16 protein-coding genes are annotated in these 17,050 nt (G+C 44.9%); 5 read left to right on the top strand and 11 right to left on the bottom strand.

Going from position 1 to position 17,050, the window contains the following annotated elements:
* Positions 1-220: 220 nt before the first annotated feature.
* Entirely contained in the window at positions 221-745 is a 525-nt protein-coding gene (locus QUF19_RS15910; protein ID WP_286294931.1) for an FxsA family protein, read from the top strand.
* A 192-nt stretch (positions 746-937) separates the two neighbouring features.
* Here QUF19_RS15910 and QUF19_RS15905 read toward each other — a convergent pair whose 3' ends face one another.
* On the bottom strand, positions 938-1,384 hold the full coding sequence (locus QUF19_RS15905) for a tRNA (cytidine(34)-2'-O)-methyltransferase (RefSeq protein WP_286294930.1): 447 nt from the start codon (positions 1,382-1,384) through the stop codon (positions 938-940).
* Positions 1,385-1,559: 175 nt separating this feature from the next.
* Between QUF19_RS15905 and QUF19_RS15900 the strand changes: the two genes are divergently transcribed.
* Complete coding sequence (locus QUF19_RS15900) at positions 1,560-2,024, top strand: tRNA (cytidine(34)-2'-O)-methyltransferase (RefSeq protein WP_286294928.1); 465 nt, start codon at positions 1,560-1,562, stop codon at positions 2,022-2,024.
* Between the two features lie 686 nt (positions 2,025-2,710).
* Here the strand turns inward: QUF19_RS15900 and QUF19_RS15895 are convergent.
* Positions 2,711-3,568: a LysR family transcriptional regulator gene (locus QUF19_RS15895; protein WP_286294926.1), complete on the bottom strand. Its 858-nt coding sequence runs from the start codon at positions 3,566-3,568 to the stop codon at positions 2,711-2,713.
* Positions 3,569-3,654: 86 nt separating this feature from the next.
* On the opposite strand from QUF19_RS15895, the gene QUF19_RS15890 reads away from it, so the two are divergent.
* On the top strand, positions 3,655-3,894 hold the full coding sequence (locus tag QUF19_RS15890) for a DUF2798 domain-containing protein (protein WP_017092320.1): 240 nt from the start codon (positions 3,655-3,657) through the stop codon (positions 3,892-3,894).
* Positions 3,887-4,174: a putative quinol monooxygenase gene (locus QUF19_RS15885; protein WP_017092321.1), complete on the top strand. Its 288-nt coding sequence runs from the start codon at positions 3,887-3,889 to the stop codon at positions 4,172-4,174. The genes QUF19_RS15890 and QUF19_RS15885 overlap by 8 nt, the downstream gene beginning before the upstream one ends.
* A 269-nt stretch (positions 4,175-4,443) precedes the next feature.
* Here QUF19_RS15885 and QUF19_RS15880 read toward each other — a convergent pair whose 3' ends face one another.
* The 9 genes from QUF19_RS15880 to QUF19_RS15840 all read right to left on the bottom strand — a co-directional run bounded on the left by QUF19_RS15880 (position 4,444) and on the right by QUF19_RS15840 (position 16,328).
* On the bottom strand, positions 4,444-5,550 hold the full coding sequence (locus QUF19_RS15880; protein ID WP_286294918.1) for a restriction endonuclease: 1,107 nt from the start codon (positions 5,548-5,550) through the stop codon (positions 4,444-4,446).
* Positions 5,551-5,648: 98 nt separating this feature from the next.
* Positions 5,649-6,212, bottom strand: a complete 564-nt coding sequence (locus tag QUF19_RS15875; RefSeq protein WP_286294917.1) for a hypothetical protein — start codon at positions 6,210-6,212, stop codon at positions 5,649-5,651.
* A gap of 519 nt (positions 6,213-6,731) precedes the next feature.
* Positions 6,732-7,250: a hypothetical protein gene (locus QUF19_RS15870; protein WP_286294916.1), complete on the bottom strand. Its 519-nt coding sequence runs from the start codon at positions 7,248-7,250 to the stop codon at positions 6,732-6,734.
* A complete protein-coding gene (locus tag QUF19_RS15865; protein WP_286294915.1) occupies positions 7,247-10,006 on the bottom strand; it encodes a hypothetical protein in 2,760 nt (919 codons plus the stop codon). Before QUF19_RS15865 ends, QUF19_RS15870 begins: the two co-directional genes overlap by 4 nt.
* Positions 10,003-12,090 (bottom strand): hypothetical protein, encoded by a 2,088-nt coding sequence (locus tag QUF19_RS15860; RefSeq protein ID WP_286294913.1) that lies wholly within the window; start codon positions 12,088-12,090, stop codon positions 10,003-10,005. Before QUF19_RS15860 ends, QUF19_RS15865 begins: the two co-directional genes overlap by 4 nt.
* Positions 12,087-13,283, bottom strand: coding sequence for a tyrosine-type recombinase/integrase (locus QUF19_RS15855; protein ID WP_286294911.1), 1,197 nt, complete (start codon positions 13,281-13,283; stop codon positions 12,087-12,089). The genes QUF19_RS15860 and QUF19_RS15855 overlap by 4 nt, the downstream gene beginning before the upstream one ends.
* A 288-nt stretch (positions 13,284-13,571) precedes the next feature.
* Positions 13,572-14,183 carry a superoxide dismutase gene (locus QUF19_RS15850; protein ID WP_286294909.1) on the bottom strand — a complete coding sequence of 204 codons (612 nt, stop codon included), beginning with the start codon at positions 14,181-14,183 and terminating at the stop codon, positions 13,572-13,574.
* Positions 14,184-14,259: 76 nt separating this feature from the next.
* Positions 14,260-15,639 carry an envelope stress sensor histidine kinase CpxA gene (cpxA, locus tag QUF19_RS15845; RefSeq protein WP_286294908.1) on the bottom strand — a complete coding sequence of 460 codons (1,380 nt, stop codon included), beginning with the start codon at positions 15,637-15,639 and terminating at the stop codon, positions 14,260-14,262.
* Positions 15,639-16,328, bottom strand: coding sequence for a response regulator (locus tag QUF19_RS15840; RefSeq protein WP_286294907.1), 690 nt, complete (start codon positions 16,326-16,328; stop codon positions 15,639-15,641). The genes cpxA and QUF19_RS15840 overlap by 1 nt, the downstream gene beginning before the upstream one ends.
* Before the next feature lie 180 nt (positions 16,329-16,508).
* Here QUF19_RS15840 and QUF19_RS15835 point away from each other — a divergent pair, with 180 nt between their 5' ends.
* Positions 16,509-17,018, top strand: a complete 510-nt coding sequence (locus QUF19_RS15835; RefSeq protein WP_065113633.1) for a CpxP family protein — start codon at positions 16,509-16,511, stop codon at positions 17,016-17,018.
* Positions 17,019-17,050 lie beyond the last annotated feature (32 nt).

Raw genomic sequence — 17,050 nt, 5'->3', positions numbered from 1 at the left:
ACTCCGTTCGCTAGAATATTGGGCTGATAAATCCGTCCTGACTTATGTGGCACATGATACTGTACTTAGCGCATAAAAATATTAAGTTGATCACCTTTTTCGGTTTTGTTTCGTCAATATTTTGCAAAGTTATTCTCGGTCAATAAACACGCTTATTTACAGGATAAATTTGAGATTGGTAGGGCTTTCAGCGTAAACTGGACGTAACAAAGGAGGGCGTGTGTTTCCTATCTTATTATTACTATTTATCTTCGTACCTATCATTGAGATTGGTCTATTTATTCAAGTTGGTGGCTTCTTAGGATTGTGGCCAACTATTGCGTTAGTTTTGATTACTGCATTTGTTGGTGCATCTCTTGTTCGTAGCCAAGGTATTCAGACACTTATGTCTGTCCAAGGGCGACTACAACAAGGTGAAATGCCAGCACAACAGATTCTTGAAGGCGTGATGCTTGCGGTTGCAGGTGTATTGCTGCTGACTCCGGGCTTTATGACGGACGCACTCGGTATGTTGGTATTGCTACCAGCACCAAGAGCGATGATTGCTAAGAAAATGATGGAAAAAATGGTGGTTAGCAATATGTCTGGCGGCTTCCATGCTGGTGGACAAGCTGGTTTTGGCCAGAGTCCATTTGGACAAGACCCATTCAATCGCGATCCAGCTGACCAATCAAAAGACGGCAACACCTTTGAAGGTGAGTTTGAGAAGAAAGACGATGACAATGATCGTAATCGCTTAAACTAATTTGCTGCTTTATTGTTTGTCTTTATAGAAAGATAAAGACAACAAGAACAGAAACAGAAAAGGCTCTTACCTTTATCCTTCGCAAGAAAGTGATAATGGTAAGAGCCTTTTTTATTGCGTGTCGCCTGCTATTTACGATTGCTCGCAGGAGCAGGTAACAGGCCGCGTGAACAGTTATTTACTGAGATTGGGTTATACCGCGCCTTCAAAGCCCATTTGTCTCCACGCTTCGAATGCGATAATAGCAACCGCGTTAGATAAGTTTAGGCTACGTGCGTCTGGCATCATTGGAATACGAATGCGTTGCTCCATTGGCATGCTTTCGATGAACTCAGCAGGTAGGCCGCGTGTTTCAGGGCCAAACATCAACACATCACCTTGTTGGAATTTTGCATCAACGTGGTGACCCGTAGTTTTAGTGGTGCAAGCGAAGATACGGAAATCACCTTCACGTTCATTTTCTAGATACTCAAGGAAGGCTTCTAGGTTCTTGTGACGCTTTACTCGCGCTAGGTCGTGGTAATCCAAGCCAGCACGACGAACTTTCTTCTCTTCAAAATCAAAGCCAAGTGGCTCAATCAGGTGCAGGTTTGCGCCGCAGTTAGCACATAGGCGGATGATGTCTTTTATTATAAGCACCAAAAAGTGAGTGATTTTTTTACAAGTGAGTGAGTGAATGTGCTATTTCATTACGTTTCAATGAGCCTAGCCTACTGGCGAGTGTATAAAAAAACTAATATAAAAAAATTTGTGAAATAATCGCTAAATCTCGGTATATTTCCGACACATCATTACAAAAAAAGATCTTAGCATAATGTTCCATATCGCACTGTTCACACCCAAGATTGCGGCAAACGCCGGCAACATCATTAGATTGGCATCTAACAATGGTTGTCATTTACACCTCATAGAGCCGCTGGGTTTTGATTTAGAGGAGAAAAAGTTGCGACGTGCGGCATTAGACTATCGAGATCTTGCAAGAGTAACTGTTCACCCAGACTACGATTCATTTATTTCTGCGATGGGGGAGCGTAGGATTTTTGCTTTAACGACCAAGGGGTCACGACCTCATGATGAGCCGCGTTATCAAGAAGGTGATGTTCTTTTATTTGGTGCTGAGACCTCAGGCCTTCCAGATGATGTACGTAATGCTATTCCAGAAGAGCAGCGCATACGTATCCCGATGCTACCCGATGCAAGGAGTATGAACCTCTCTAATTCTGTTGCAGTTGTTACCTATGAAGCTTGGCGCCAACTAGGTTTTCCTGGCGGTAGTTGATAGGTGTGAAGCATTACATAAATAGAATTTTTGTATATTAGCCTATGCGTGGGCTTATCAATGTGTGATTGAGGGTACCCTTGGCAGTCCCAGCACGTCTTTGGACAAAAGTTTGTTAGCTACATTACTAAATTAGAATGTAACGGATTAATTGGAGTATGGAAAAGTTGTCCAACAGCAGCGCCTTGCTAGCTGCTGTGCGCATCAAGTCTATCGATGGTAAATGCAATGCTTTCTCCTACCACTCTTGGATCACTAGTCTTGATAGGTGCTGATAGATGTGCAATACCCACATCAACTATTACCTCAGGTTTTATGCCTGTCACGATGCCCGATAGCGCCAGCCCCAATGATGTTCTAGCTCTTTCTTGGCTTCGGGGTTACCTGAAAACATTGACTCCCATTCTTCGTCTTCATAGTGGAGGCCGACTGATAAACGGATATCGATATTTTCTCCAGCTTAATATCTATCGCCCCCAAATTCGTCTATTGCAACAACCTTGACACCATCTACTTCGATTAAAGATGGTAAGTAAATTATCCATGAACTTGATATTAAGTTTTGTAGGGAAAACAGTATGATGCGGTCTATAAAGACAAATAACCTTGGCTAGGTCGGTTTATTATCATCTCACCAACAATCGTTGATATATGGAGAAATTACCTTCCCGTAGCAGCCAACCCAATCACGTCAAATCAACCATGCGCCCTTGTAAAGCAGGAGTGTTTTGAACACAACTCTCGATACATGTGATCAGATCTTGGGACAGTGACGAAGGCTTGGGTTTATTCGCCCACAAGGCATACATAGGCCGAGTAAAAAGTATCTCAGAGTCGTATTGAACGTGCCCGGACATCTCACTATACAAATCGGCGATCTCTGTCATAGGCAATAGGCCTACACCCATGCCTGACGCGACCAGTTTGCGTACCAAGGTAATGTCGTTAACCCGAGAAACCTTAGAGTATTGCCGCTCGATACTTAGCAAGTCTTGCCCTGAAATTTGCGTCTTAGAGTACGGCATAATGAGTCGATCTCGGCTTTTGCAGTCTCGTCTTGAGACAAGGCAGACGGCAATGCTGGCTAACTTTTTCTGATAAAAAGACGAGTCTCTTTGCTCTCCACTACGTATGGCTAAATCAAAAGAAGTTTGGCTAAGCAGCACATTTGTGTTGGCAGGCTCAATAACGACATCCACATGACTTTTTTCTAGCAGAAAGGCTTCAAGCGCTGGGTATAGTTGGCCAATGATTAAGTTTTGCGGGCAATGTAAGACGAAGGAAACCGCTTCACTTTTCGAGCTTTCAGTCACGGCCTGATGAAGATTTAGGGTGGTCTCGCCAAGCTGCTCAAATAACCCTTTGCCAAAGCTAGTGAGTTTGACTCCCCTAGAGGAGCGAATAAATAGTGACTCACCTAATCTCTCTTCTAACAATAAGATGCGTTTGGACAAGGTAGGCGCGGTAGTTGTTAAGTCTCGTGCCGCTTTTGAATAACTGCCTCGACGGGCTACTTCAACAAATAATAAAAAATCATCCAGCATAAGGTTTTCCGCAATCTTAGTGTTCTAAAGCTCGTATGGCCGACGATACGATATATCCATACAGTATACAGACAGGAGGAAGCGCTATGACAAAACTTTTTTTCACTGCTCTGTTCTCATGCGCGATGTCAAGTATGGTGTCCGCGTGGGTCACTTACATCAATCTCGGTTTACCAGAAGATTTCATCAACCGATGGGGCTTTGCCTTTATTAATGCTTGGCCTGCTTCGTTTGCAGCGGCCTACTTGTTGAATAAACCAATCATGGTATTGACCCAAAAATTGATGCGTCAATTTACACCCCAAAAGGAGAAAAACAATGCTTAGTGTTGTGGCTTTTATTACCCCAAAAAGTGAATTTTATGCAGAGTGCAAACAAAAAGCTGAAGGCATTTTAACTGCTACTCGAGAAGAAGCTGGTTGCTTGCGTTTTGAGCTATATGAAAACCAAGCGAAAGATCAGCTGATCTTGGTTGAAAACTGGGTGGACCAAGCTGCCCTAGAAGAACACTATGCCCAGCCATATATCACACCGATATTTGAGTTTTATAAAACTGCATTAGCTCAAGAGCCAGAAATACACAAAATGACCAATGTAGAGGGTTAAATTCTCAGATATATCTGAGTAAGTCACTAGATAGGTAGGGAGGCCTCACCTCCCTATCATTTAAAAGTTGCTCTAGCTTCAGCTATAACTCACTTTTGGACAAAAGCTTGTCAGTTATATTGCTAAATTCGGATATAGCGGATTAGCTGAAGTATGGAAAAACAACCCAATTAACGTGTGAGCCACGCTACCATGACACTCAAATTGGATACAACACTAAACTTAACCCAAACCAAAAATACCAAGTGTTGAGAATCACTATTAAATTATTAATTTGTCGTTTGGATGAAATTAAATTTTGATTCTTCGTCTTGTACCAGTTGTAAGTTCAAGGGAACGTTTAGCTTAGCTTTTACATTAGTCTTACTATCATCAACACCTACCCAAGGCTGACAGTAGATTTGATATGTAGAGCCATTTACTAGATGTTCATTGCCTTGTGGGTTTGAGTTTGTTTGAGGCACCAAACGAACCAAGCCATTTTTATCTTTTGTAACTATATGACTTTGCGAAGTTAGGTAATCCTGCACAACCAACGCATAATCTAGGTTTTTAGCTCGATCGATTTCTAATAAACTTCTGTTAATTTGAGATGAAAATGAAAATACCATTTTACTCAAGTTAACGGCAGCATACTGATTTCTCACCTGTCTAAACTCATACGCACGAAGGTCTAGAACAACACTCATTTCAAACGTCACATACTTATCAAGGTATTCATTATTTTTCCCTAAAACATCGTTTGCACTCATATTCAGGTACTGATGTAACCTTGACAAAATTTCTATAAAGTTAGGTCCTGCTTCACCATTTTTAACCGAAAAAAGTTGGAACTTAGGATCACCAACATTATCTTTGTTTAGTTCAAGAGATAGATCCATTTCTTCAGGCTGCTCCTCTACTATAAGTAGAGCATTAGCCTCTGGGAAACCTAATGTACCAAATTCTCCCGAAACAATATTTAGGTACATTTCAATGTTGCGCCCAGGCTTCCCCCACTCCTCTTCAAGTAAATCACGCACGACAAAGATATCGATATTTTTCGACTTAGCATACGCTTCAGCACCTTGCTGATAGCCCACGGTTGTAAATACAACCGCTTTGGAAGCATTTAGATCATCCAATGATGCTGCAACTATATCAATAGTTGTTCTCTCAATCGGTTTCTTCCAGTATTTACACTCAATGAGAGTAACAATCTCATGAAACGCAGAACGCTGAGTTACCTTTACATCTATTTGCCTTGTGGCACCAGACTTGCCTAGCTCTGTAACATCATGCTCTACGACTAAATCATCAAATGAGCTATATAAATCACGAACAAACAGCTCGAAGCCTTTCCAGTCTACGAGCTGATGCATAAAACTGTTTGTCATTTTTTTCCTCAATATTGATAAACAAGCTAACGCCCGCAATAAGGTGTGCCCCACCGAACCAAAACCGCCGAGTATAACGCATCACCTTGATTGCTTTGTTATGCAATTAGTACACGGAACAGCTCTGCAATAAGATATAAAGTTGTAACTGTTCCAATAAACATCATTGTGAAAGCTACACGCTGAAAAGCTTTGGGTAAACTTGGTGTTGGGATAACATCAATAACTTTTGCCATCCCCTCATCAAACTCTACTGCTGTATTTATCTGAGCCCACGTAACTGGGGGGTAATACAAATAAGAGATACTTATCTCTTTGTCCGGAACCAAATTAGGAATAACAATATTCTTTCCGCCCCCTGGTAGCTCCTCAACTCGATGTGGAGTTGGAGGGATAATGCGAAAATTTGTAGGAAGGTAATTATGAGTAACTACGATATCTTTTGCAGATTTTTTACCAGTGTTTTTTAAATTGACCGCATGTGTATGAACTCGAATTGGCTCACCTTCTTGCGGTTCATTCTTAATGTCAAACTCGGAACGATGACTATACCAAACTAAAATTTTAGGCCTGCTTTCAAACCACCGACTTAACCATGCTCCTAACAAAGCCGCTAGCAATGGCGCAACTATTGTTGCAACAATTACCCAGTCTACTTTCATACATTCTATCCTCCAAAAAACCTTTTAATTTATATGGAGACCAATCACTGAAAATCAAGTGATTGCATAACATTTTGATATCGTGCCAGCACGAATTGATGTATTCAGCATATCTCAATCATCTCATATAACTAACTGAAATATATGTTTTATTTCGAATATAATTTCTAGTTGAAAACAGTGTAAGCACACATTGCTTCCGATTCAAGGCTCGTTATCAATCATAAACTTCCCTTTAGTTCTCAACTATTCAACAGCCTAGAAATAGTAGAACAACATATTCGTGTGTAACTGTGATTGAAGGTCAGTCTGTTGTGGATTAGAAAATTTAGCTACATTGTTGGAACTCTAGACATGAGGAAAAGTAAGGCAAGTTGCAGGGTTTGAAACTGAGTTCAATCCATCTCTGGCTCACTTTGGGGCAAAACCTTCTTAGAGTATTCAATCAAACTAAACAGATTCAATATGGAAAAGTCACTTAGTGAAGTGTCCAGTTTGGCTGGAGCAGGTCACTCTTGATTAGATATCCAAATTCAGCGCTTTTTTGACGGGCAGCGATAGAATAACGCGCATACCCTCAAGATTTACTTCGCTCAGTTTGTTGTTCAGTGCCTCATTCTCTTTTCTGAGTAAGCGAACAAGTGCATCAACCTCGTCTCTTTTTTTTGCAGCGAGACCATTGGCCTTATTTTTTCTGTATGTCTCGAGACGGCTCACTTTTTTTTTTGCTAGTTCTTTGTTGCACTTATCCAGCGCCGCACGAAAGTCAGACGACCACTTCACGCCGCGCTTTGGATCCAAGTAGGAAGGCCGCACTCCAATTGCATTAGCAACCTCACTAACCCTAACTTGCCAAAAACTGGTTTTCTTGAAATCCTCCGGTTTTCGGTGGCTCTTGATGTATGCTTGGCGCTCTTTTTCGAACGTCTTTAGTGCCTGCCAGGCTTCGAGTGATTTATTGTTTGCTGATACCCAACTTGGGTGCTCATCAGGCTGTCGCTCGAGCTCAGCTTGCAAATGCATTAGGTCTAGGCTCATGCTGCGTTTTCCTTCGTGTTTAGGGAGGCCTGCAGGGCGTTAATAATCTGCTCGTTCACGGATAGTTTTTTTAGGTGCTTGAGAGCGTTTTTTACTGTTGTGAGTGCAGGCTCACGCCATGCGGTTGGAACACCGGGAGTCTCTAACAGTTTGATGTCATTGCCAATCGCAAGTAAAATACCTTGCACATTGCCCTCTTGAGAGAGGTTGTTTACACAACCAAGGCACAGTCCAGCGCAGGCATTTTGTCTCTGAGGGGTACCTCCAACGGCACATTTGGCGCGGTGTTGGTTACGCTTGAGTAGAATGCAGAAACCCCACGGATTGGATTTAATGTCTTTGATTTCCTGCTCTGCAAACTGAGCGACTAGGCCATCAATCTTCTCGGTATTAACAACTTGAGTTTTAGCAAAGGTCCTGCGAAGCAAGGTGTTGAGCTTGCCGGCGAAGCCCTTGCCTTTTTTCTTCATGTAATTACTCAGCAGACTATTGATGGCGCGCCGCTTGACGGTATCATGCTGGCGGCGGTTGTCTTTATTTCGAATGTAAGCAAGCCACATGCTTTGACTGATATGCTTAAATTGTGAACGTATCATCCAGCCAACATCGCCGTCGAAGCGTCGGTATACCGCCTCTGCCCAGATGTGGCGAAATGCATGTGGGGTAGGATAGAGGCACCCCTCCATCATCTCGTGTACCACTGCCTTTGTGTAGCTTACAGGGAAATCTAAAGATGCTGCGCGAGATTGGATATCTTGTTTTGTGGCATCGCAAAGGTGCTTATCGAGCAATTTTTGCATTGAGTCTGGCAATTCGCTGCAGCAATAGCGCTCAAGCAGTTTTCTCCGAGCAGCTGTTTCTAAAAAGAAAATCACTCGCTCGCGCTCGTCACGCGCTCTGCGATGCGCCTCGATAAGCAATCGGTCATCCAGCAGGCGAGTCCAATCTTCTCTTTTACTTTCCTCAGACAGTTGGGAGAGTTGCTGTTGCTCCTCACACGTTAATACTTGAGCCTTCGCTTGCACGCGCAGTTTGTCTAGAGCTTGTGCTTTGTCTAATTGAACAAAGGGCGGGTAGTAATCAACAAAATGGCGCCACAGGTTTGCAAAACGGTTACTGACCGGTTCAGCAGATTTCTCAGCTGCTTTTAGGTTGCGACTTGGGTAGAGGGCGGGACAACCGGGGGAAGCCATGACCAACTGGGCCAATTGCTGCGCAGCCAGATAGGTACTTTGAGTGATTTCGCGGTTGAGCTTAGCCTCACCGGACGTCTTGGGTACCACCCATTTTACGCTATAACGAAAAGGCATGGTGTGCTGGTCTAACGCATCACGATTGCGTGTGATGTGGATATCTTGAAGTGACCAACCGTATTCTGATTCACGCCAGCCGTTGAGAGCAACCACTTGGGCTAGCCCGGCGTCGATAACCCTTGCGATAAATTCATGCAAGTAGGTGGATCTCCCCCCCCCCTCGCGTATCACTAAGCCAAGGTCTCTAAACCACTCTTCTGTGGGCAAGGCAGTATCAACTTCGTCGTGCAGAGTTTGCCAGCGAGAGCTCAGCCAGCCCCTTAATTTTTTCAAGCCTCCAAGTCGAGGCCCAACGATTCCTGCCAGCCATTTGTCGTGCAAAGCGATAGTCACATCCGAGCAAACGTTATGCACCGGGTCAAATTTGCACAGGAAAACCATCACAATTTGGCGTAGCCAGCCCTGCTCATTGAGCGATGTGTCGTCAAGATTGAACTCCTTTGCCATTGCTGCGATTTCCGAGTCACTCAGCATGGCTTCACTGGCTCTCAGAGGGCGAAGATGACGGTCGTAAACCGTTTGTGTGGCCTGTTGAATCTTGAGTAAGTTGCTGTCGCTCACTTTGCGATACCCATTGTTATTTTGGGTGATGCCTCGTGGGAGTTGGTTAACCTCTTTGCCTTGCAGAAAGTGATGGATTGACTGAGTACAGGCCAAGCGGTGAGCTCCACTAAGGTTCATAATGGTATCGACGCTCTCTAAGGTCAGTTTGAGCGCCGTTGCCATCGCAATGTGCTGTGAGAAAAACGTTGTGCAGTGCTCAATGTAGTGGCGGCCGTAATCGAGTGTGAGGTAGTTAAAACTGCCTCCTGACTTCCAGTCTGCATACGATAGTTCTCCCCTCGAGGCACGTTCAATGACTTCCTTCCAATGTTTGGTTTGTACGTTTTTAGAGAAAGCGCTGGTAAAACCTATAGAATTTAGGCCAAGCTGAGCAAGCGTCCGTCGCCAGTCCCTAATTGCAATACCCTTGTCGATTATTCCAAACGAGCAAGGTGTCAAGCGGCGCTCTGGTACCCCTTCCTCGGACATCGCATGCATGACAAGGTATTCAAATAACTCTTGGAGGTCATTTTGAGTAATGACGAGCGAGCTTTGCTCACGCCCAATGTGTTGTCCGGTATGGTATCGTTCAAACAGCCAGAACAACCACTTGGTTATTGCAGAAAAAGCATAGTGAATGGAAGTTGAACCTCTTAAACCACGGCACTGTTCAAGCAGGAGGAGCCGAGCCAGCCAAGCTGGGCTCATACCTATCTGAGCACACCAGTGCGGGTTGTCTTGCTCTAAGTGCATTAGCGCTGAAAAATTGACCGTGAGACCGTCGAAGGCCCATTGGCTTGCGGTTATGTCACTAGAGCTTCCGAGGTTTTTGAGCTGTTGTTGCAGCAGCTCGGGCGAAAACTGGTCATGACTGGCATGCTTGGGTAGCGGTATTTTCATGTGCCAACACCTCCGTGCAATTGATTATTAAACAGTGCTGGCAACACGCCACGCAGTTGGTCATATTGCTGACGCCCATCTCTGACTGTCTGCGGGCTCAGGTCATTATTCAATAATGAGGACATCCATTCTGCCGTCGGCAACACCGTACGTTCAAAGAAAGGCAAGGCGTGAGCAATAAGCGGATTTGATTGACGCTCGGCTTCTGCTAGGTAATGCAGAAAACACACCACCGTTTCAGGCGTATCCCAGACAATGTATTCATCTGCTTCCCCCACCATCCCTGCATCGGACGGACTTGGTGTGAGAGGCTCTCCCAGCGGGTTAATGCGTACTGATTGTCCCGGTGCTAACTGCATAACCTTGGTTTGCAGGCGACGTTCTCGTGCCGAAATTACCGCCAGGTCGAGGTTCGGTTTGTAGGCATGATTCTCAATATCATTGAGCACGATGCGCGTTATCCGGCCATTTTGATTCACCCACTCTTTATTCTGGTCGGTCATATAGTGCATTTTTTCAGTTGCAGCGGAGTGTGAGTTAACATTTACAAAATCGCCATCACGATACTGGTCGCTGCGCGCTTGGACTGCACTGGTCTTAATGGCCGAGGCTCCAAACAATAATGGTGGTAAAGGTCGAGCGGCGGATGCGTGATAGGCTTTCACACTATTGGGTTGTTTTAGTTTTTTTTGTCTCTTTCCCCAGGGATCAAAGGCCTTACCACCATGGCGTGCAATTGCCATGAACAAACGCCGGAAACGGTCGCTTGCTTTTCGAGTATTCAGCTCTGTTTGAATCTCACGAGAGATCGTGGTTATTGTCCAGATGCGAACTAAACTGCGAGACAAGGAGATGTATTCACTGTTGGGAGAATAGTGAGTTCTCGTTTGGAAATTAGATAACAAACGTTTATTGTCACATGACCATGTGTTGAGAAACTTTATGAGCGCCTTAAATTCGATTTGTTGTGCATCCAGTACCGGTGGCTCTTGGGAGCGACCGCTTCTGCCTTTGTAGTAATTACATTGCAGAGAGATAGGGCGGCCTTGCTTGTTGGTGTGGACAGTAAAGTGATGGGGTTTGAGTTTTTGGATATCTGCGGCCTGCACGGTCTGCCATGCACACAGCCAAGCTGCCAGATGTGACTCGATTTCGCTCGGACTGTCTATGTTTTCAAGTGCAAAGAGAGTTGATTGAAAAAAGACCGGTTTGTATAGACCGTCAATCCTAAGTTTTAATGAAACACTCTTACCTGCCTGTAGAGTGCTCCGACAATACTCGTGCTCCGTGGGCGGGGCAAAATCAGCGAGCAACAAATCAAGGGTTCCAGCGGGTAGCGCTGGGTCTCGTGAGGCCAATATCAACAATTCTCGGCAGTAGTGGGCATTACGGCCACTTTTGTTGTGTAAATTCTCACCGATGGTGGCAAGGTTAGGATTTTTCTTTACTAACGCTCTGATAGCCGACCTGATTTTTTGCACCCACAACAGTGTGCTGGCGATGGTCACACTAAAGCTTTCCATCAGCCGTTTGGGGCTTTCCATCGCGAGCCAGTCATCATCGCCAACGATTGTGCGTAACCAGTCCATCTGTGAAAACCAGCCAGTGAGTGTATCTGGTATCCGGTCCTCAGGCTCTAGAACCTTAGTGCTGTCAATCAAAGTCTCGATGTAACGATATTGTCCTTCTAATTCGCCATGGTCGCAGCCAGTTTGCAATAGAATGAGCAGATTCCCAGCGCCAGTGCTTTGTGGTTTCACATTCGCTTCGTTCACTCGAAAGGCTTGGTAGTCGTTGAGTACGTCAAAGCGGTTCCCCTCAGTTAATTGATGGTCAGACAACCAGTTAAGAAAGGTGCCCAAGGTGCATTTGTGATTGGCTTGCGTCGCCTCTCTAAGGCTCTCACTCCACCAATCTGACAGCAGCGCGGTATGAATCGTATGGTAAATCGATTTTGCATCTTGGTGTGGATTGTCCAAGGGGTAGACTTTATCGTCGAGGACCAAGCGAGTTGGTGAAGACAATAGACTTTGTGGCTGCTCGGGTAATGCGATATCGAAGTTACTAGGCGTTTTCTCACTCATGCTGCCGCTCCGGTTTCGCGTGATAACATAACTGTGCGCAGGCGAATATAGCGATGAACGGTTTTACTGCCTTCGGCATGACGAAGTCGCTTACGCACTGTCTCAAGCGCTGCGCTCTCAGAGCGAGTCTCTTGACCGTTAGAATCGAGAAGTTCTTCATGGTATAGAATGGTGGCAAAGGAGTGGCGAAGGTCGTGGTAACTCAGTGATTGATTGAGGTAAGACAATTTCTCCTTGATGTTTTTGAACATATTTGAGGCATGTTCAACGCTAATACTTTGCCCCCTGCCATCGTGATCGTATCGAATGAACAGCGTTGGTGCATCAACGCCGGACTTTTCCACCACAGCAGCGCGCTCGCCATCATGGTAATCCTTCATTTGCTGAAGTAACTCACGATCAAAATAGATAGCGCCCGTTTTGCTCCCCTTGGTGTATTTTGCGCGAAGAATGTATTCAAACTGCATTTTGCTTGGCGTCGATTCGAGCTCTTCGAACAGTGGGCGTAAGCCTTTGTGCTTTCCGTTGTCATTGAGCTCTAAGCCAATATTTTCAGAGGCTCTCAGGCCAACTTCGTAGCCCATTGCAAGGATGAGTTTATCGCGCTTCGAGGTGCATGTGCGCAAGAGATCACTGTATTCATCACTCGTAATATAATTGATTTTCCGCGGCCTGGTATCTTTGTCCGCCATGTATTGTCTTGTTTTGCGGTAAATCGTAGTAGGACGGTTTTGCTCTAGCGGCCAAATGCCAAGCGCGCAAAGAAAGTTACAATACGCAGCAATACCCGCTTGGTGCGCTTTGACAGAGGCGATAGAGTCTAAGCGCTCAGGTAAAACATTGTTGAGATAGTCGTTGATGAAACGGGAGGTCAGTTGCTCTGTATAGTGAACGTTAATCTGTGGCTTATCGTTAATGTGGTTTAGTAGCTTGAATACGTGTCCGACGTAGTTGTGGGCAGTATTCTCTGAAATATCATTTTGCGTAAACGCTATTTCTACGTTCTTTGGCGTCCGTTGAGATCTTCTCTTGGTACCTGTTTTACGCCACCCGTATACCGCTTGATTAAGGGACAGATGCAATAGCCATAGATTAGGCAACAATATTGGATCTAAATTATCATCATAGAATGAATGGAGAGTTTCTATCTTGCGATCTTCAAACTCAACGTCGCGACTCAGTATTCTTTTCATGATCATCCATACAGTTGTTAGCAGTATGAATAGCGTAGTAAAAGAATTTTGAGTTAGCCAAATTTTCTGTAAAAAAAGTTGCCGATTTTAACGGGTGGGTATTTTACCCGTATTGGGCGCAATTTCTGGTTCGTATAGAGCGATATCAAACATGTTGGTTCACAAGAATAATCAAAGATAGCCAGAGTATACGGTGGCAAGCTGAGTGAGTACAGTTCACCACCTCTGGTTATGCGAGTCACGGTATCAAGATTCTCTACTGTCGTTAGGCTTATGTAGCCGCTGAACTTATTTAGCGAGAGCTTGCGCGTAGTTCTCAGAAACTGCTTCCCAATTCACCACATTCCACCATGCATTGATGTAATCAGGGCGACGGTTTTGGTAGCTGATGTAGTAGGCGTGCTCCCAAACGTCGAGTGCAAGAATCGGCTCACCATTACTGGCAACCGTATCCATCCACGGATTGTCTTGGTTTGAAGTCGAGATGATTTTCAGTTGTTCTTCTTCTACCACTAGCCAAGCAAAGCCGGAACCAAAGGTATTGATCGCCGCTTGCGCGAACAGCTCTTGGAACGCTTTGAAATCCCCAAATGTATTTTTGATAGCCTCGCCAAGTTCGCCTGTCGGTTCACCACCGCCATCTTGAGACATGCAATTCCAATACAGAATGTGGTTGTAGTAACCGCCACCATTATTACGAACCGCAGGACTGTGCTGGGAGATGTTTGCGAAGATCTCAGTTAGAGATTGCTGTTCAAGTTCACTGCCAGAGACAGCTGCAACAAACTTATCGTAGTAGGTTCTATGGTGCTTGCTGTAATGCACTTCCATCGTTTTCGCATCAATGTAAGGCTCTAGAGCATCGTAAGCGTAGGGTAGAGCAGGGAAAGTGTGTGACATGGTAAATCCTCCTTAATTAGAGGATTTACCATAATGATAATAACAATCATTATCAACTGTGATCTTTGTGGGGGTATTACACCGGTAGGATAGGTAAGGTAATTTCCAGTTGTAATCCGCCTAATGTGCTGCGGCTGGCTGTGATGGTTCCGCTGTGTTGACGAATCGCACTCTCTGTAATGGTCAACCCAAGTCCAGTGCCGCCTGAGTTACGATCTCGCGCAGTCGAAACACGATAGAAGGGTCTGAAGATCGAATCGAGTTCGTCATCAGGCACACCATCGCCATTGTCATTCACGCGAATAGTCAGTTGATCGTTTAAAACGCTGAATTGCACATCGACTTGGTCTTTGCCGTAATAGATAGCATTACGCGTAATATTGTCGAATGCACTCATTAAGAGTTTTGGATTACCAGAAATAGAACGATCTGGGATATCGCAGAACGTTAGCTGTTTGCCCATCTGCTCGGCTTCAAACTGTGCGTCTTTTAGTATCTCTTCCCATAGACTTGAGAGTGGTTGAACTTCACGAGTTATGTGACTGTCGACCTGCATGCGAGAGAGTGTCAGCAGTTCACTGATCATCTGCTCTAATCGCTGTGCTTCCATGTCGATACGTTCTAACTCTTGGCTTTCACCTTGTTTACGAATCGCAAGAGCATTGGCCATGCGCAGACGAGTCAGTGGTGAGCGCAGTTCGTGTGAAATATCAGAGAGTAGGCGTTGTTGCCCTGAGATCATCTGGTTTACCGCTTCGACCATTTGGTTAAAGCTTTCACCCGCTTGTCTGAATTCTGATGTGCCTTTCTCGAGCTGAGGATCGACCTCAAACTGCCCTTTTGCTACACGCTGCGCTGCGCGTTCAAGCCTGCGAGCCGGTTGACTCAATGCCCAAGCTAACCAAAGCAAGAGCGGGGTACTCGCTAACATGACGGCAAGTAATAGCTGTAAAGGTTTATCAAACAGTCGCAGCAAAAATGGCGGTGGTTGGTTCCACTTCACTCCGGCATACATCAACAGTTCTTCACCAGCGAGTGTAATCGGCACGGGCCCTGCGACCATGTAGTGCCCGTAGAGCTTTTGCTTCGGCATCTCAGGGTTATCAATCGAGGTAACAAAGTTACGAATCGCCTTAAGTTTATAGTCTGAATGTCTTTTCGAAGTAAGGACTGCACCCTCAAGATCGGTTAAATAGATACGAGCACGAGAATCCTTGCGGCTACGTGGTGCCTCAAGTTGGAAGACAATTTTGCCTAGATTCGGTTCTTTGGCGTAGCGCTTTTCGGTGATTTTAGCGATACGCTCTAATTTATTAAGATGATCGGCGGGCACATCTCGCGCCACTCGAGGATCGAGGTGCGGCAGAGATAATACGGATAAAAGCACCAGTAACATGGTGAACCAAAAGATGGCAAAGATACGTCCATATAAGCTAGTGATTTTAGGTATACGCATTAACCTTCCTCTACCAGTAAATAGCCACGGCCACGTAAGGTTTTGATGCGAGACTTACCGTCAGTACGTTCTGGAATCTTCTTACGCAGATTAGAGATATGCATGTCAATTGCACGGTCAAATGCCGCCAGCCTTTTACCCAACACATCTAAGCTCAATGCTTCTTTGGTGATCACTTGACCTGGATTCTGAATCAGATGGCTAAGCAGTGCGAACTCGGTAGTGGTGAGGTCGATTTGTTGGCCATTGCAGTAAGCTTCTTGCTTGCCAGGGAAGACTTCGATGTCTTGGTATTGAATGGTGTCACTGGCTGCTTTAGGTGCATCAGCGGTTTGTGTACGACGCAGAATCGCTCGGATACGCGCAAGCAATTCTCGGTCACTAAACGGTTTTGGTAAGTAATCATCCGCGCCAAGTTCAAGGCCAATCACACGGTCGATCTCTTCACCTTTAGCGGTCAGCATTAATACCGGTGTTTCCCAATTTTCTCTCAGCTTCTTAAGGGTTTCCATGCCATTAAGGCGTGGCATCATCACATCCAATAGGATCAAATCTATCTCATCATTGATGGCCTCAAGCCCCGCATAGCCGTCATTGGCTTCGGAAACAGTAAACCCCTCAAAGCTCAGAATGTCTTTAAGTAAGCCGGTTAACTCGGTGTCGTCATCAATAAGAAGAATGTTCGCCATTGGGAAGCCTTAATTGGTTATTTACACGTTAATAATACTGCTAATTATTCGTCAGCTTTCACTCTTTACGATTCTTTACGCTTTCTAAACGTCACTTTACGAGGGAAAGACTAATCTATATTCAAGCGCTGAGAAACAGACGCAACACATGACTTATTATACCGAATTGAGGCAACAATTATGAAAATGACTAAGAAACTTGTACTAGCAGCTGCGGCACTTCCACTAATGTTTGGTACAGCAAGCGCGTTCGCATATGGCGGCGGCGATAAAGGCGACCACAAAGGCATGCACGGTAAATGTGGCGGCTTCGATAAGAAAGTGATGCGTCAACTAGACCTAACTGACGCACAAAAAACAGAATTGAAAGAGATGCGCGAAGCGAATCGTGCAGAGATGAAAGAAAAACACGCTGGCAACAAAGCCGACAAAATGGCAAAAATGAAAGCGCACCAAGAGAAAGTTCAAGCATTGGTATTGGCTGACAACTTCGATGAAGCAGCAGCAAATGACCTAGCAAGCCAAATGGTTGAGAAGCAAACTGAGCGTCGCGTAGCAATGCTTAAGAAACAACACCAAATGATGAGCGTACTAACGGCTGAGCAAAAGACTCAACTGAAAGAAATCCAGCAAGAGCGCATGACTAAGTGTGCTGACAAAATGGAAAAACGCATGAACAAAGACAAGTAATTCATGGCTTGAGAAAGCCGGATTGAATGAAC

Source organism: Vibrio sp. FE10, assembly GCF_030297155.1.
In the GTDB taxonomy this organism is placed as follows: domain Bacteria; phylum Pseudomonadota; class Gammaproteobacteria; order Enterobacterales; family Vibrionaceae; genus Vibrio; species Vibrio apostichopi.
This window is presented reverse-complemented; position numbering and strand designations above follow the sequence as displayed.

What these genes read in the sequence shown, in the direction of transcription:
- QUF19_RS15900 (WP_286294928.1), top strand. Translation starts at nt 1,560, where the DNA reads ATGTTCCATATCGCACTGTTCACACCCAAGATTGCGGCAAACGCCGGC.
- QUF19_RS15895 (WP_286294926.1), bottom strand. Translation starts at nt 3,568, where the DNA reads ATGCTGGATGATTTTTTATTATTTGTTGAAGTAGCCCGTCGAGGCAGT.
- QUF19_RS15890 (WP_017092320.1), top strand. Translation starts at nt 3,655, where the DNA reads ATGACAAAACTTTTTTTCACTGCTCTGTTCTCATGCGCGATGTCAAGT.
- QUF19_RS15885 (WP_017092321.1), top strand. Translation starts at nt 3,887, where the DNA reads ATGCTTAGTGTTGTGGCTTTTATTACCCCAAAAAGTGAATTTTATGCA.
- QUF19_RS15880 (WP_286294918.1), bottom strand. Translation starts at nt 5,550, where the DNA reads ATGACAAACAGTTTTATGCATCAGCTCGTAGACTGGAAAGGCTTCGAG.
- QUF19_RS15875 (WP_286294917.1), bottom strand. Translation starts at nt 6,212, where the DNA reads ATGAAAGTAGACTGGGTAATTGTTGCAACAATAGTTGCGCCATTGCTA.
- QUF19_RS15870 (WP_286294916.1), bottom strand. Translation starts at nt 7,250, where the DNA reads ATGAGCCTAGACCTAATGCATTTGCAAGCTGAGCTCGAGCGACAGCCT.
- QUF19_RS15865 (WP_286294915.1), bottom strand. Translation starts at nt 10,006, where the DNA reads ATGAAAATACCGCTACCCAAGCATGCCAGTCATGACCAGTTTTCGCCC.
- QUF19_RS15860 (WP_286294913.1), bottom strand. Translation starts at nt 12,090, where the DNA reads ATGAGTGAGAAAACGCCTAGTAACTTCGATATCGCATTACCCGAGCAG.
- QUF19_RS15855 (WP_286294911.1), bottom strand. Translation starts at nt 13,283, where the DNA reads ATGAAAAGAATACTGAGTCGCGACGTTGAGTTTGAAGATCGCAAGATA.
- QUF19_RS15850 (WP_286294909.1), bottom strand. Translation starts at nt 14,183, where the DNA reads ATGTCACACACTTTCCCTGCTCTACCCTACGCTTACGATGCTCTAGAG.
- cpxA (WP_286294908.1), bottom strand. Translation starts at nt 15,639, where the DNA reads ATGCGTATACCTAAAATCACTAGCTTATATGGACGTATCTTTGCCATC.
- QUF19_RS15840 (WP_286294907.1), bottom strand. Translation starts at nt 16,328, where the DNA reads ATGGCGAACATTCTTCTTATTGATGACGACACCGAGTTAACCGGCTTA.
- QUF19_RS15835 (WP_065113633.1), top strand. Translation starts at nt 16,509, where the DNA reads ATGAAAATGACTAAGAAACTTGTACTAGCAGCTGCGGCACTTCCACTA.